This is a genomic window from Shewanella aquimarina, assembly GCF_023349185.1.
In the GTDB taxonomy this organism is placed as follows: domain Bacteria; phylum Pseudomonadota; class Gammaproteobacteria; order Enterobacterales; family Shewanellaceae; genus Shewanella; species Shewanella aquimarina.
The window spans coordinates 47,232-61,809 of record NZ_JAKIKY010000016.1 but is presented as its reverse complement, the minus strand read 5'-3'; the positions used below and the strand labels follow the sequence as shown (position 1 = coordinate 61,809).

Annotated in this window: 13 protein-coding genes; 8 read left to right on the top strand and 5 right to left on the bottom strand. The window is 54.9% G+C overall.

The window, feature by feature from the left end; all coding sequences use genetic code 11:
• Positions 1 to 107: 107 nt before the first annotated feature.
• Positions 108 to 278 carry a hypothetical protein gene (locus L2731_RS17525; RefSeq protein WP_249254691.1) on the top strand — a complete coding sequence of 57 codons (171 nt, stop codon included), beginning with the start codon at positions 108 to 110 and terminating at the stop codon, positions 276 to 278.
• Positions 279 to 337: 59 nt separating this feature from the next.
• Here the strand turns inward: L2731_RS17525 and L2731_RS17520 are convergent, their stop codons facing one another.
• The 4 genes from L2731_RS17520 to aptA form a co-directional block, all read right to left on the bottom strand.
• The gene (locus L2731_RS17520) at positions 338 to 1,057 is read right to left on the bottom strand and encodes a TorF family putative porin (protein ID WP_041510280.1); all 720 of its coding nucleotides are present in this window, start codon (positions 1,055 to 1,057) and stop codon (positions 338 to 340) included.
• 110 nt (positions 1,058 to 1,167) lie between these two features.
• Entirely contained in the window at positions 1,168 to 1,533 is a 366-nt protein-coding gene (locus L2731_RS17515; RefSeq protein WP_041510281.1) for a cupin domain-containing protein, read from the bottom strand.
• 55 nt (positions 1,534 to 1,588) lie between these two features.
• Complete coding sequence (locus L2731_RS17510) at positions 1,589 to 3,079, bottom strand: CoA-acylating methylmalonate-semialdehyde dehydrogenase (RefSeq protein ID WP_249254690.1); 1,491 nt, start codon at positions 3,077 to 3,079, stop codon at positions 1,589 to 1,591.
• A 50-nt stretch (positions 3,080 to 3,129) separates the two neighbouring features.
• Positions 3,130 to 4,470, bottom strand: a complete 1,341-nt coding sequence (aptA, locus tag L2731_RS17505) for an omega-aminotransferase AptA (RefSeq protein ID WP_249254689.1) — start codon at positions 4,468 to 4,470, stop codon at positions 3,130 to 3,132.
• Between the two features lie 246 nt (positions 4,471 to 4,716).
• Between aptA and L2731_RS17500 the strand changes: the two genes are divergently transcribed.
• Both L2731_RS17500 and L2731_RS17495 read left to right on the top strand, forming a co-directional pair.
• Positions 4,717 to 6,213, top strand: coding sequence for an aldehyde dehydrogenase (locus L2731_RS17500; protein ID WP_249254688.1), 1,497 nt, complete (start codon positions 4,717 to 4,719; stop codon positions 6,211 to 6,213).
• A gap of 240 nt (positions 6,214 to 6,453) precedes the next feature.
• Positions 6,454 to 7,314: a sulfurtransferase gene (locus L2731_RS17495; protein WP_249254714.1), complete on the top strand. Its 861-nt coding sequence runs from the start codon at positions 6,454 to 6,456 to the stop codon at positions 7,312 to 7,314.
• Positions 7,315 to 7,383: 69 nt separating this feature from the next.
• Here L2731_RS17495 and L2731_RS17490 read toward each other — a convergent pair whose 3' ends face one another.
• Positions 7,384 to 8,688, bottom strand: coding sequence for an NAD(P)/FAD-dependent oxidoreductase (locus tag L2731_RS17490; RefSeq protein WP_249254687.1), 1,305 nt, complete (start codon positions 8,686 to 8,688; stop codon positions 7,384 to 7,386).
• 183 nt (positions 8,689 to 8,871) lie between these two features.
• Between L2731_RS17490 and L2731_RS17485 the strand changes: the two genes are divergently transcribed.
• The 5 genes from L2731_RS17485 (at position 8,872) to potA (ending at position 14,572) form a co-directional block, all read left to right on the top strand.
• Positions 8,872 to 9,420 (top strand): cupin domain-containing protein, encoded by a 549-nt coding sequence (locus tag L2731_RS17485; protein ID WP_041510286.1) that lies wholly within the window; start codon positions 8,872 to 8,874, stop codon positions 9,418 to 9,420.
• A 419-nt stretch (positions 9,421 to 9,839) separates the two neighbouring features.
• Positions 9,840 to 10,601: a gamma-glutamyl-gamma-aminobutyrate hydrolase family protein gene (locus L2731_RS17480; protein WP_249254686.1), complete on the top strand. Its 762-nt coding sequence runs from the start codon at positions 9,840 to 9,842 to the stop codon at positions 10,599 to 10,601.
• A gap of 6 nt (positions 10,602 to 10,607) precedes the next feature.
• On the top strand, positions 10,608 to 11,957 hold the full coding sequence (locus tag L2731_RS17475) for a glutamine synthetase family protein (RefSeq protein ID WP_239884124.1): 1,350 nt from the start codon (positions 10,608 to 10,610) through the stop codon (positions 11,955 to 11,957).
• Positions 11,958 to 12,235: 278 nt separating this feature from the next.
• Positions 12,236 to 13,336: a polyamine ABC transporter substrate-binding protein gene (locus L2731_RS17470; protein ID WP_041510288.1), complete on the top strand. Its 1,101-nt coding sequence runs from the start codon at positions 12,236 to 12,238 to the stop codon at positions 13,334 to 13,336.
• 99 nt (positions 13,337 to 13,435) lie between these two features.
• The gene (gene potA, locus L2731_RS17465; protein WP_041510289.1) at positions 13,436 to 14,572 is read left to right on the top strand and encodes a polyamine ABC transporter ATP-binding protein; all 1,137 of its coding nucleotides are present in this window, start codon (positions 13,436 to 13,438) and stop codon (positions 14,570 to 14,572) included.
• Positions 14,573 to 14,578: the final 6 nt, after the last annotated feature.

The following is a 14,578-nucleotide window of genomic DNA, read 5'->3' as shown; positions in this document are numbered from 1 at the left end:
ATAGTTTGAAGATACTCCCAGCTAAGGGTTTTTCCTAGCGGCTTAGATCAAATTTTAATAAACTGGTTATACTCTCCAAAGGAGTATCACAGGTTAAGGAAAACACTATGCATCTGTCTAATGCCCGTCGCTGGGAAAAACTCTGCCATCAGCAAGCCAATATACTACAAGGGTTGTCACAAACCTTTCCCGAGCGCGCTAAGGCGCATCAGGAGTTAGTCAACTATTGGCGGGGATTGGCCGAGCGCGTCCGCCGAGGAGAGAGCCTGAAGCTGTAATAAAAAACCGCCAATATTGGCGGTTTTTTTACAATCACTTGGTTGGGGAAGAAATGGGGTTAGAAGGCGTAGCTGGCAGTGGCCAGTATGGTGCCTTCGTTCTTCCATGGGCCATCGCTGATCTCGTTGTCGCTGCTCAGGTTAGTGTCTAACCAGGCCAATGACAGGCCGACACCAGCCACCTCGGTGGACACGCCGATAGAGTAATCGACATAGTTCTCACCCCAGTCCAGATCGGCACCGTCGCCATAGTTATAGCCCACGTGTGCATCTATGCTCCAGTTCTCGGCAAACTCATAGGAGTAATTCAGCTCACTGTAGTGCATGGCAACATCGGCGTTGGCATAGTCGTTGGTGTACCACTGAGCGAAGTGGAAGTCGGCAAAGTAGAAGCCCAGTGAGGCCTCGAGGTACTTAGTGCTCTCATCCTGTCCCGGGTAGGTGTAGTAGGTCAGGGTGAAGTCATATTCCACCGCATCGTCTTCGCCGAAGGCGCCGGCGTAACCGGCATAGAAGTCGACTTCGACATCGGCATCATAACTTTCATCATCGACATTACTGCCCCAGGCACCGATGAAGAAACCACTTTCCATGCTGTAATCTATGCTGGCTTGAACGGCAAAATCGCCTGCGGTTTGTGAGATACCGCGGAAGCGGTAATCGTTGGTGACGCCAATTTCTCCTGAGACTTCAGCCTGTGCCAAAGGTGTGATTAGCGCAGTTGCCAAGGTTAAGCCAGCTAGCTGGGCTATCCGTTTCTTATTAAATTTTTTATACACGGTGGTTTCTCCATTTCACTTGGTTGACACCGATCCACATAGCAAGCTACATAGATCAGATTAAGCCAAACAACAGCTGAACAGCTGAGACGACATGGCAATGACTTTGGTTATTTTTGTTCAAATACGACGTAAACCTTGCGGCACTCCTGCAGCACTTTCCATACGCCTTTAAAGCCGGCGGGGATGACGAAGCGATCGCCCTTGGTGACCGTCAGGCTTTTGCCTGCCTCATCAATGATCTCGCTGCTGCCCGATAAGATCTCGCAATATTCATGTTCGCTGTAGTTGACCTTCCAACTGCCGACCTGGCCCTGCCAAATCCCGGCGTGAAATTGATCGCAGGGACTGGAGTAATGATTTTCCAGCTGCTGCTTGGGATCCCCGCTGAGGATCTTTTCCTGTGCCACCTCATAGTGTTCCGCCTTAACCTTATGCTGGCCAAAGTTGATGATGGCATCGATCGTCTGTGTCATGTCGGCTCCAAAATACAGATAGACTTAAGGCGCAGCGCGGCGCCCTAAGCTTAGTTTATTTCATGGTAGGCATCACAAATTCTGCTTGGCCGCTGTTACCCTTAGGCCAGCGGGCGGTGATCGCCTTGCGCTTAGTATAGAAGCGTACGCCATCCGGGCCATGCATGTGCAACGGGCCGAAGAGGGAGCGTTTCCAGCCGCCAAAGCTATGGAAGGCCATAGGCACAGGGATGGGCACATTGACCCCAACCATGCCAACCTGCACATGGTGGCAGAAGTGTCTCGCCGCCTCGCCGCTCTGGGTAAAGATGGCGGTGCCATTACCAAACTCGTGCTCGTTAATCAGGGTCAGCGCCTCGGCATAATCTTTTACCCGGACGATGGCCAGCACGGGACCGAAGATCTCTTCCTTGTAGATGGTCATCTCTGGGGTGACATGGTCGAACAGACAGCCGCCGAGGAAGTAGCCCTGCTCGTGATCGGCGACCGTGAGTTGACGGCCATCGGCCAGTAGGGTCGCCCCCTCGCTCACGCCTTTGTCCACATAGGAGCGCACCTTCGCCAGATGCTGCGCCGAGATCAGCGGCCCCATCTCCATCTCACCCTCCAGGCCGTTGCCCACCTTGAGCGCCTGGATCTGTGGCAGCAGTTTCTCTACTAAGGCATCGCCCACATCGCCGACGGCGAGCACTACAGAGATTGCCATGCAACGTTCGCCGGCGCTGCCATAGGCGGCGCCCATCAGGGCACTGACCGCCTGGTCGAGATCCGCATCTGGCATCAACAGCATGTGGTTCTTCGCGCCGCCCAACGCCTGCACACGTTTGCCGTGGGCCGCCGCGGTCTGGTAAATATATTCGGCAATTGGCGTCGAGCCGACGAAGCTCACCGCCTGAATGTCCTTGTGGGTCAGCAGGGTGTCTACCGCTTCCTTGTCGCCGTTGACCACGTTAAACACGCCGTCCGGCAGGCCCGCCTCGGTGAGGAGTTCGGCCATGCGCATCACGGAGGTCGGATCCTTCTCCGACGGTTTCATGATAAAGGTATTGCCCGCGGCAATGGCGATGGGGAACATCCACATTGGCACCATCACAGGGAAGTTAAAGGGGGCGATGCCGGCCACTACGCCCAGGGATTGGTTGAGTGTCCAGGCATCGACGCCACCACCGACCTGTTCTGTGTGCTCGCCCTTGAGTAGATGAGGGATGCCGCAGGCAAACTCCACCACCTCCAGGCCGCGGACGATCTCGCCCTTGGCATCGTCGAGTACCTTGCCGTGTTCGCGGGTGATCATGGCGGCCAGCTCATCCATGTTGGCTTCGACCAGGGCCTTAAACTTAAACAGAATGCGTGCGCGGTTTAGTGGGGTCATCTCTGACCAGGGGCCGTGGGCCTTCTTGGCCAGCTCGATGGCCGCATCTACCTCGAGTGCGCTGGCCAGGGAGACGTTGGCCTTGTGCTCGCCGGTGGCGGGTTCGAAGACGGCGGCGTTGCGGGCGCTGGGCTGTGTGTGCTGGCCGTTGATGTAGTGGTTTATCTGCTGCATAGCGCGTAATTTCCCTGCAAAAATCTCTAATGTGTCTTGGTTATTCTGGGTTAGCCAACTGTGGTGATGGCATCGCTTAGTGTGTTGACCATCTGGTCTATCTGGGTCTCGTCGACAATCAGTGGCGGCGATAGGGCGATGGTGTCGGCCGTTGCCCTGACCAGGGTGCCGTTCTTGAAACAGGTCTCGAAGATGCCGAAGCCCCGCTTGCCTATGCCCTTATCACTCGGACTAAACTGGATACCGGCCACTAGGCCAGTGTTACGAATGTCGATAAGGTTCGGCAGGCCCTTGAGGCTGTGTACTGCTTTTTCGAAGTAGCCTTCCAGCGACTTGGTGCGCTCGAACAGCTGCTCCTGCTGATAGATATCTAAGGTGGCGATGGCGGCAGCTGCGGCTACCGGATGGCCCGAATAGGTGTAGCCATGGTAGAGCTCGATGGCGCCCTCTGGGGCATCCATGCTGGCATCATAGATGGCATCGTCGATCAGCACGGCGCCCATGGGGATGGTGCCGTTGTTGAGCGCCTTGGCTGTGGTGATCATATCCGGTGTAACGCCCCAGCGCTGGCTGGCGAAGGCGTCGCCCACACGGCCAAAGCCGGTGATCACCTCATCGAAGATCAATAGGATGCCGTACTTGCGGGTGATTTCACGCAGGCGTTTGAGATAGCCCTGAGGCGGTAGTATCACCCCGGCCGAGCCCGACATTGGCTCGACGATCACCGCGGCGATATTCTCGGCGCCATGTAGGGCAACGAGCTGCTCCAGCACCTCGGCCTTCTCTGCGCCGGTTTCCGGTAGTCCCTTACAGAAGGCGTTTTGCTGGATATCCAGAGTATGGGGCAGGTGATCGACCCCCTGCAGTAGCTGCTGGCTGAAGGTGCGGCGGTTACCGCCTATGCCACCGACCGAGATGCCGCCGAAGCCGACGCCATGGTAGCCAAGTTCACGACCGATGAAACGGGTACGGGTCGCCTCACCACGGGCCCTGTGGTAGTTGAGGGCGATCTTCAGCGCGGTGTCGACCGACTCAGAACCTGAGTTGGTGAAAAATACCTTGTTGATCTCTTTGGGGGCGATGGCGGCGAGACGCTCGGCCAGTTCGAAGGCCAGTGGGTGGCCCATCTGGAACGAGGGTGCGTAGTCCATCTCGTGGATCTGTTTGCTGACCGCTTCGGAGATCGCCTTGCGACCGTGTCCGGCATTACAGCACCAGAGACCGGCCGTGCCATCGAGGACGGGGCGGCCGTTGACATCCTTGTAGTACATCCCCTCTGCCTGCGCGAGGAGGCGGGGACTTTGTTTAAACTGTCTATTGGCGGTAAAGGGCATCCAATAGTGTTCCAGCGTGCCTGTTGCTACCTGGTCAGCTTTATTAAAATCTTCCATATCATCTACCCTGGTTCTGTGTAATTGTTGTTTTATTGAGTGGTTGATATTCGCTATGCTATGTCAGAAATAATGAACATGAAAGCTTTTTGTTCATTATTTATAGCAAAAAATAACTTTTTGTAAAAAATATTGAAATTGATTGAGGGTTGAGCGTAATCTAGGGCAGGCACAGTCGCGCCAGAGAGGGCGTGGACGTGCATTAGCATTGACGCTAGAGCAATTATCACCCGTTAAGAGGTCAGAATGAGTACTCCACAAAATCGCGAACAATGGCAAGAGATGGCGGACAACCTGGTGATTCAGGGCCAGGCATTTATCAATGGCGAATACTGCGCCGCCGATTCGAATGACACCTTCGACTGTATCAGCCCTATCGATGGCAGGGTACTGACCCAGGTGGCCAGTTGCGATCTGGTGGATGCCAACCGCGCCGTTGCCAATGCCCGAGAGGTGTTCGAGTGCGGCGACTGGTCACAGCTGCCACCGGTGAAACGCAAGCAGGTGATGATTCGCTTTGCCGATCTGCTGGAGGCAAACAGGGACGAGCTGGCCCTACTGGAAACCTTGGATATGGGTAAGCCTATCCGTTATTCCGGCGCCGTCGATGTGGCGGGCGCGGCTCGCGCCATACGCTGGTCGGGTGAGGCGGTGGATAAGATCTACGATGAGATAGCCCCAACGGCCCATAACGAGATCGGCATGATCACCCGCGAGCCTGTGGGTGTGGTGGCTGCTATCGTGCCCTGGAACTTCCCGCTGCTGATGGCCTGCTGGAAGCTGGGGCCCGCGCTGGCCACAGGCAACAGCGTGGTGTTAAAGCCCTCAGAGAAATCACCCCTGACCGCCATTCGCATGGCGCAGCTGGCGATAGAGGCGGGGATCCCTAAGGGGGTGCTCAACGTGTTGCCTGGATTCGGACATACCGTGGGTAAGGCGCTGGCGCTGCACATGGATGTCGACACCCTGGTGTTTACCGGTTCGACCAAGATTGCTAAGCAGCTGATGATCTATGCCGGCGAATCCAACATGAAGCGTGTCTGGCTGGAGGCCGGGGGCAAGAGCCCGAATATCGTCTTCAACGACGCGCCGAACCTTAAAGAGGCGGCCATCGCCGCGGCCTCGGCCATCGCCTTCAACCAGGGCGAGGTCTGCACCGCGGGTTCGCGTCTGCTGGTGGAGTCGGGGGTGAAGGAAGAACTCATTAACCTTATCGAAGCCGAGATGCAGGCCTGGCAGCCGGGACACCCGCTGGATCCTGCCACCACCTGTGGCGCCGTGGTGGATCAGCAGCAGCTGGAGAATGTGCTTGCCTATATTCGCGCCGGGGTGGCCGAAGGGGCGCAGCTGCGTCAAGGTGGTCAGCAGGTGCTAGCCGAGACAGGCGGTGTCTATGTGGCACCGACCATCTTCGCCAACGTGAAGAATGAGATGACCATCGCCAAGGAAGAGATCTTTGGCCCCGTGCTGTCGGTGATCACCTTCGATGGCATGGAGGAGGCGATCCGTATCGGTAACGATACCATCTACGGCCTGGCGGCCGGTGTCTGGACCTCTGATATCAGCAAGGCCCATAAGACGGCCAAGGCGCTGCGTAGCGGCATGGTGTGGATCAACCACTATGACGGTGGCGACATGACGGCGCCCTTTGGTGGCTATAAGCAGTCGGGTAACGGCCGCGACAAGTCCTTGCATGCCTTCGACAAGTATACCGAGATCAAGGCCACCTGGATCGCGCTATAGGAAAGCCTTTCAGGGAAAGCCACCGTCTTAGCGGCAAGCAACCCGCTTATACAAAACGCTTTAATCACAGCCCTTTAGCAATAAAGGGCTTTTTTTATGCCAGTTTGTTAGCAGGGTTAAAATAAGTCACTTGTCCTTGGCCCCTCCCATCGTATATTGTCTTTACAGATAAGCGTCATACGATTGATAAGAGGGGCGGGCAGATGCTGATTAGCCCCCACATTGGGAGTCACTATGGAATTGGAATACCCGTTAGTTACCACCGCCTGGCTTGAGGCGAATCTGTTTGAGTCGAATCTGGTATTACTCGACGCCAGTATGCAGAGCGTGGTGGGCAAGGAGCCCATTTTATACGATGAGTTCATCTGTATTCCCAGAGCGCAGAAGTTTGATATCGAACGGGTGTTTTGCGATACCACTTCTTCGCAGCTGCACGCCATGCCGACCCCTGAGCAGTTTGAGCAAGGGGCCACGGCGCTGGGTATCGACAGAGACAGCCTGGTGGTGATCTACGATAACCAGGGGATCTATAGCGCCCCCAGAGCCTGGTGGATGTTTAAGCTGATGGGGCACGAAAACGTTTATGTGCTCGATGGCGGCCTGCCCCAGTGGCTCAGCGAGGAGCGCATGACCAGCGAGAGCTATCAGCTCACGGTAATAGATGAAGAGTCTGTGCCCTATGTGGCGGATTTCCAGCCCGAGCTTATCTGTGATGCCAACTATGTGCTCGAATCTCTGGGCAGCGACAGTGTTATCTTGGATGCGCGGGCAGCGGGGCGTTTTGCAGGCGAGGTCAGCGAGCCTCGACCCGGCGTGCGCTGCGGTCATATTCCCGGCTCGGTAAACCTGCCTTTTGGCGAGCTGCTGCGCGAACATAGGATGAAGCGGGTCGAGGACCTGCAGGCCATGTTTGAGCAGTTGGTAGGAGAGCAGGTGGGTGAGCAGGAAGCAGAGCGGATCTTCAGCTGCGGCTCAGGCATCACCGCCTGTATCCTGATCTTAGCCTCTGTGGCCTCGGGACATGACAAGGCGGTGCTCTATGATGGCTCCTGGGCCGACTGGGGCAGCAATGCCGACTTGCCTATTGAGCAGGGGGCGTAATCGTTACTAACAGAAAAGGTGCCTAGGGCACCTTTTTTTTATGCTGACTGTTTTATTTTAGTTTTTAGGCTAAAACAGGTCTTTCAGCCTGTGATACAGCATGCCCGCCGCCAACATGGGGGAGCGGAATCTCGGCCCGCCGGGGAAGGTCATGTGTTGTACCCTGTCGAAGATATCGAACCTTTCGGCCTGAGTCGTCAGGGCTTCGCCGATAAGCCTGGCCGCCATATGGGTGGCATTGACGCCGTGACCGGCATAGGCCTGGGCGTAGAGGATGTTGGGGCAGTCCGGCAGCCGACCTATCTGTGGCAGGCGGTTGGCGCCTATGCCTATCATGCCGCCCCATTCATACTCTATCTTCACCCCCTTGAGCTGGGGGAACACCTTCTCCAGGTTGGGGCGCAGCGCCGCGTCGATATCCTTAGGATCTTTACCCGAATAGGTGCACAGGCCGCCAAACAGCAGGCGATTGTCCTGGGAGAGGTGGAAATAGTCGAGATCGATACGCATGTCGGCGAAGGCCATGTTTTGCGGGATAATCTCATCGCACATCTCCTGGGACAGTGGCTCGGTGGCCAACAGATAACTGCCGGCAGGCAGCACCTTACCACCTATATAGCCGTTGAGTTCATGGCCGATATAGGCGTTACCGGCGAGGACCAGATAGCGACAGTCGACGCGGCCATGCTCTGTATGTACGCAGGGGCGCTCGCCCTTGACGATTTTGGTGGCGGCGCTGTATTCGAACATCTTGACCCCCAGGCTGCGGGCCACCTTGGCCTCGCCCAGTGCCAGATTGAGGGGATGCAGGTGGCCGCTGTTCATGTCGACCAGGGCGCCGCAGTAGAGATCTGAGCCAATCACTTCGCCAAGCTGGTGCTTCTCCAGCAGCTTAAAGCCCTCACGGCCCTGGTGGAGCATCTCCTGATAGTCGGCGGCGAGCTCCTTCATGTGTCTCGGCTTGGTGGCCAGATCGCAGTAGCCCATCTGCAGGTTACAGTCGATACTGTGCTTGGCGACGCGGTTACGCACTATCTCGACCGCCTCGAAGCCCATCTGCTCGATGGCCGCGACGCCTTCTGAGCCTATCTCGTTGCGAAACTGATCGACATTATGGCCTATGCCGCGGATCAGCTCGCCGCCGTTGCGGCCAGATGCGCCCCAGCCGATCCGTTTCGCCTCCAGTAATACTACCTCGAAGCCCTTCTCGGCTAGCTCGATGGCGGTATTGATGCCACTAAAGCCGCCGCCGACGATGCAGACATCGGCGCTGATCCGTTCGGTGAGTTGAGGTAAAGCTTCCAGGGCATTGGCGGTGGCATGATAGTAAGAGTCGGGATATTGGTCACTGTGGACAGGGCGCTTGGTGGTCATTTTGGCTCCGAGTGAGGGTTTTATTCTTGTTATTCGACTAAATTGGCCAGAGTAAGTATACTTTTGACCCTTGAGTTGGTTATAATTCACACCTGTTGATTATATTTAACATGCTTTTTAGTTTGATACAAACTAGTATGGAAAATTGTTTCTTCCGGGGTCTTGTTGAATAGGAGATGTTTTTTGGATATAGGCGCAAATCTCAAAGCTGTTCGTAAAATGAAAGGGTTATCGCAACGCGAGTTGGCCAAGCGTGCCGGCGTGACCAACAGCACCATCTCTATGATCGAGAAGAACAGCGTCAGTCCTTCGGTGAGTTCCCTGAAGAAAGTGTTGTCGGGTTTGCCCATGTCGCTGGTGGACTTCTTCTCTATCGAGGAGAGCATGCCCAGCGAGCAGAAGGTGGTCTACCGCTCTGGCGAGCTGCTGGATATAGGCGATGGCAACCTGGACTACAAGTTGATCGGCAGAGACTACCCCAACCGCGCCATGTCTGTGATGAACGAGGTCTATCCCCCTGGGTCTGATACCGGCGAAGAGATGCTACAGCATGAGGGTGAAGAGGCGGCCATGGTGATCGAGGGCCAACTGGAGATCACCATAGGCGACGAGGTCTATGTGCTCAGCGAGGGCGATAGCTACTACTTCAACAGTGAGTTGCCCCACAGGTTCCGCAATCCTTTCGACAAGCCTTGTCGCATCGTCAGCGCCACGACGCCGGCAAACTTCTAACAAAATATTAGTAGGCCGGGTATCGCCCGGCCTATCCATCCTTCCCCCTCTCTATTGTTTCCCTGCCCATCTCGGTATGTCTATGCCCATATGGCTGAGCCATTGCACGCTCGATTATGTAAATAATTTTGTCCATTAAGGCCATAGGGCCCATTTCTGAAGTTGGCTTTTCTGTGGGAGCTGGTTCACAAAACCCTTGGCGTGATTTTCGCCTGTTTTCGGCTTTACATTAATTTTATTTCTCTTTTAATGTTGTTTTAATTGAGTTTTATTCTAATTGTTATTCTGTTGTATATTTTGTTTTCTGCGGGCTATTGCCTCGTCAACTATTTCAGTGTAGTGTGTGAAAAAATGAACATTGGTTGAAGTCTGTTCATTGTTATAACTATAAGAAGACGCAACAAAGCTAAAGGTGAACTATGTCCGATGAAGGACTTGCTGTTATCGGTGTCACGGCCTGTAATCAACAGGTAGGCCTGCACCCATTCAATATCGTTGGCGAGAAATACCTACTGAGTATTGCCGATGCCACCCAGGGCTGGCCCTTGGTGATCCCCGCACTTGGCCATTGCCCGGCCGAGACGATATTGCCCAGATTAGATGGTCTGCTGTTCACCGGTTCGCCCTCCAATATCGAGCCCCATCACTATGACGGTGTGGCGAGTGACCCAGATACCCTACACGATCCCAAGCGCGACGCCACCAACCTGCCGCTGCTGAAGGCAGCGATCGATGCTGGTGTGCCTGTGCTGGCCATCTGCCGGGGATTTCAGGAGATGAATGTAGTATTTGGTGGCAGCCTGCATCAGAAATTGCATGAAGTTGGCGATTATATTGAACACAGAGAAGACAAGACGGCTGACGTCGAGGTGCAGTACGGCCTGTCTCATCCGTTGAAGATAGAACCGGGGGGATTACTCCACGAGGCTTGGGGCCGCAATTTGGCAGAGGTGAACTCTGTGCACACTCAAGGTGTTGACCGTTTGGGTGTTGGATTGCGGCCAGAAGCCTATGCCCCCGATGGATTAATCGAGGCGTTTTCGGTCAAAGAGGCGAAAAATTTCGCGCTGGGGGTGCAGTTTCACCCCGAATGGAAGGTGTTAGAGACCCCTTTCTATCGCTCAATTTTCAGTGCCTTTAGTCAAGCCTGCCAAGCCAGAGCAGCTCAACGCAAGAGATAGTGAAGCATGAAGAAGTTAATCGATTATTTGAAAGCCAATAAGATCACCGAGGTGGAGTGTGTCATCAGCGATATGACGGGGATCGCCCGCGGTAAAATCGCCCCGGTGGATAAGTTTATCGACGAGAAGGGGATGCGCCTGCCTGAGAGTGTGCTGCTGCAGACAGTGACCGGCGACTATGTGGATGACGACCTGTATGACAGCCTGCTGGACAAGGCGGATATCGACTTTGTCTGTGTCCCAGATGCGAACGCGGTATTCATGTTGCCCTGGACGGTCGAAGCCACCGCCCAGGTGATCCACGACACCTTCGACAAGATGGGTAACCCCATAGAACTGTCGCCCCGTAACCTGCTCAAGAAGGTGCTCAAGCTCTATGAAGACAAGGGCTGGAAGCCAGTCGTCGCACCCGAGATGGAATTTTATCTGACCCATAGAAACTCAGATCCCGATATTCCATTGATTCCGCCCGTGGGCCGCAGTGGCCGCAAGGAGTCGGGTCGTCAGTCTTTCTCAATCGACGCCGCCAACGAGTACGATCCCTTATTTGAAGATATGTACGACTGGTGCGAGGCTCAGGGACTGGATATCGATACCCTGATCCATGAAGAGGGCACGGCCCAGATGGAGATCAACTTCAGCCACGGCGACCCTCTTTCGCTGGCGGATCAGGTGTTTGTGTTTAAGCGTACCCTGCGTGAGGCAGCGCTCAAGCATGACGTGTGTGCCACCTTCATGGCCAAGCCTGTCACCGATGAGCCGGGCAGCGCCATGCATATCCACCAGAGTGTGGTGGATATCAAGACCGGCAAGAATGTCTTTACCAACGAGGACGGCACGAAAAGTGCTAAGTTCCTGAGCTACATAGGCGGCCTGCAGAAGTATATTCCCGAGCTGCTTCCCCTGATGGCACCCAACGTAAACTCTTTCAGGCGTTTCCTGCCGGGCACCTCGGCGCCGGTCAACCTAGAGTGGGGCGATGAGAACCGTACCTGTGGCCTGCGTATTCCCGAGTCGTCGCCACAGAACCGCCGCATCGAAAACCGTATCGCCGGTGCCGATGCCAACAGCTACCTGGCCATCGCGGCCACCTTGCTGTGTGGTTACATGGGCATGGTGGAAGATGTGAAACCCTCCACGCCTATGCATGGACGCGCCAACGAGAATCGCCAGGGGATCAGCCTGCCGCTGACACTCGAAGAGGCGCTGGCGGTGATGTCGGAAAGCTCGGCGGTTAGGGAATATCTGGGGGATACCTTCACCACAGGCTATATTGCGGTGAAACAGGCGGATCTGGAAAACTTCCGCCGGGTGATCAGCTCATGGGAGCGCGAGTTCCTGCTGCTGACCGTCTAGGGGCTCTGCACCACTCTGGGGCAGGGTTGGCGACAAAATGAAGCAAGATTGCCGGGGGGATTAACCCCCTGGTTGAATCATGGATAACTAACCGGTGTAAATAGATATAAATTCATATTGATGGTGGATATGTTCGATTTTACACTAGCGATGAATGTTAAACAGGTTCGATGCAGTTGTAAGCTGTAGCATTGGCAATAATAACAATGAAAGCCGTCACAAGCGGCAATGCAATGGCAGTAATCATCAGACTACTGGCAAGCTAACAAGGAGATAGCATGAAGCTTTTAAAGAAAATGACAACACTCGCTCTGGTCACCGCCGGGGTATTTGCAAGCTCTGTCGCCAGCGCCGAAGAGGTGGTTAGAGTATATAACTGGTCTGATTATATCGCCGAAGATACCCTAGCCAATTTTGAGAAAGAGACGGGCATCAAGGTGGTCTACGATGTGTTTGACAGCAACGAAGTGGTCGAGGCTAAGCTGCTATCGGGTCGTTCTGGCTATGATATCGTGGTGCCGTCAAACAACTTTCTGGCAAAGCAGATCAAGGCAGGTGCCTTCCAGAAGTTGGATCAGTCACAGCTGACCAACCACAAGAACCTCAATCCTGAACTGATGAAGCAGCTGGAAACCGCCGATCCACGTAACGAGCACGCCGTGCCTTACCTGTGGGGCACTACTGGCATAGGCTATAACGAGGCTAAGGTGAAGCAAGTATTGGGTGAAGACGCGCCGGTCGATTCTTTGGAGCTGGTCTTTAACCCTAAGTATGCCGAGAAGATCTCTAAGTGTGGCTTTTCGCTGCTGGACAGTGCCGACGAGATGCTGCCGATGGCGATGATCTACCTGGGGCTGGATCCTAACAGCACTAAGAGCGAAGACTACGCCAAGGCGGGTGAGGTGATGGCGAAGATCCGTCCCTTCGTGACCTATTTCCACTCATCACGCTACATTACCGATCTGGCCAATGGCGATCTCTGTGTGGCATTCGGTTACTCGGGTGATGTCTTCCAGGCCGCCGCACGCGCCGAAGAGGCCGAGAATGGTCAGGTGATTGGTTATGCAATTCCGAAAGAAGGTTCAAATCTTTGGTTCGATATGTTGGCGATTCCTGCCGATGCTAAGAACGTGAAGAACGCTCACACCTTTATTAACTATCTGCTGCGCCCCGAGGTGATTGCACCTATCACTAACTATGTGGCGTACGCTAACCCTAACGTGCCTGCTCAGGAGCTGGTGGATGAAGAGATCCGTAACGACGCGGCTATCTATCCTACCCCTGAAGTGCTGTCACGCCTGTATGTGGCCGATGTGCGTCCGATGAAGGCGCAGCGTGCCATGACTCGTGTGTGGACTAAGGTCAAATCTGGCATGTAATGCCTGTATTAGAGGGCAAGGTCGCTTGCCCTCCTTTCTTTAAGATCATCTTAACTATTGCAGTAGGTGCCTTACTGGTGCTTTTTGTGGAGAAGTATTATGGCTAGCAATTCGGGCGTCACCAACAAACCGACAACAAAGACGCAAGGAGAGGTGTTGCTGAAGATCGAGAGAGTCAGCAAGCTATTTGACGATGTTCGCGCCGTGGACGACGTCTCGCTAAATATTAATCGTGGGGAAATTTTTGCATTGCTTGGCGGCTCAGGTTCGGGGAAATCGACGCTGCTTCGCATGCTGGCCGGCTTTGAGAAGCCGACCGAGGGACGCATCTATCTCGATGGCCAGGATATTACCGACATGCCGCCCTATGAGCGCCCCATCAATATGATGTTCCAATCTTACGCCCTGTTTCCGCACATGACGGTGGCGCAAAATATCGCCTTCGGTCTCAAGCAGGACAAGATGCCCAAGGATGAGATAGAGCAGCGTGTCAAAGAGATGCTCAAGCTGGTTCACATGGAGCCTTATGCCAAGCGTAAGCCTAATCAGCTTTCCGGTGGTCAGCGTCAGCGTGTGGCCCTGGCGCGTTCGCTGGCCAAGCGTCCAAAACTTTTGCTACTGGACGAGCCTATGGGGGCGCTGGATAAGAAACTGCGTACTCAGATGCAGCTGGAGGTGGTGGACATTCTCGAGGCGGTCGGGGTGACCTGTGTGATGGTTACCCACGATCAGGAAGAGGCCATGACCATGGCCGAGCGGATCGCCATCATGAACGATGGCTGGATCGCTCAAACCGGTTCGCCAATGGATATCTACGAGAGCCCGGCTAACCGCATGGTGGCCGAGTTTATCGGCAGCGTGAACCTGTTCGAGGGGGATATTGTCGAGGATGAGGTAGACCACGTGGTGATCAATGTGGCCAACATTCCTCAGCCCTTCTATGTGGGTTACGGTGTGTCGACCAGTGTGGACACCACCCAGGTGTGGGTGGCGATTCGTCCCGAGAAGACTCACATCAGCCGCGAGCAGCCAGGCGAGGCACGCAACTGGTGCGCCGGTAAGGTCGAAGATATCGCCTACCTGGGGGGCATCTCGGTTTACTATATACGCCTGTGTAACGGACAGCTCATTCAATCTGTGATGACCAACAGTGACCGCCGCGCCGACTCGCCCACCTGGGAAGAGGATGTCTTCGTCAGTTGGGAAGCGACCAGTGCCGTTGTACTGAGATCTTAACGGGGG

Excerpts from the sequence above, each read along its gene's own strand:
- L2731_RS17525 (WP_249254691.1), top strand. The coding sequence starts at position 108 with ATGCATCTGTCTAATGCCCGTCGCTGGGAAAAACTCTGCCATCAGCAA.
- L2731_RS17515 (WP_041510281.1), bottom strand. The coding sequence starts at position 1,533 with ATGACACAGACGATCGATGCCATCATCAACTTTGGCCAGCATAAGGTT.
- L2731_RS17510 (WP_249254690.1), bottom strand. The coding sequence starts at position 3,079 with ATGCAGCAGATAAACCACTACATCAACGGCCAGCACACACAGCCCAGC.
- aptA (WP_249254689.1), bottom strand. The coding sequence starts at position 4,470 with ATGGAAGATTTTAATAAAGCTGACCAGGTAGCAACAGGCACGCTGGAA.
- L2731_RS17500 (WP_249254688.1), top strand. The coding sequence starts at position 4,717 with ATGAGTACTCCACAAAATCGCGAACAATGGCAAGAGATGGCGGACAAC.
- L2731_RS17490 (WP_249254687.1), bottom strand. The coding sequence starts at position 8,688 with ATGACCACCAAGCGCCCTGTCCACAGTGACCAATATCCCGACTCTTAC.
- L2731_RS17480 (WP_249254686.1), top strand. The coding sequence starts at position 9,840 with ATGTCCGATGAAGGACTTGCTGTTATCGGTGTCACGGCCTGTAATCAA.
- L2731_RS17475 (WP_239884124.1), top strand. The coding sequence starts at position 10,608 with ATGAAGAAGTTAATCGATTATTTGAAAGCCAATAAGATCACCGAGGTG.
- L2731_RS17470 (WP_041510288.1), top strand. The coding sequence starts at position 12,236 with ATGAAGCTTTTAAAGAAAATGACAACACTCGCTCTGGTCACCGCCGGG.
- potA (WP_041510289.1), top strand. The coding sequence starts at position 13,436 with ATGGCTAGCAATTCGGGCGTCACCAACAAACCGACAACAAAGACGCAA.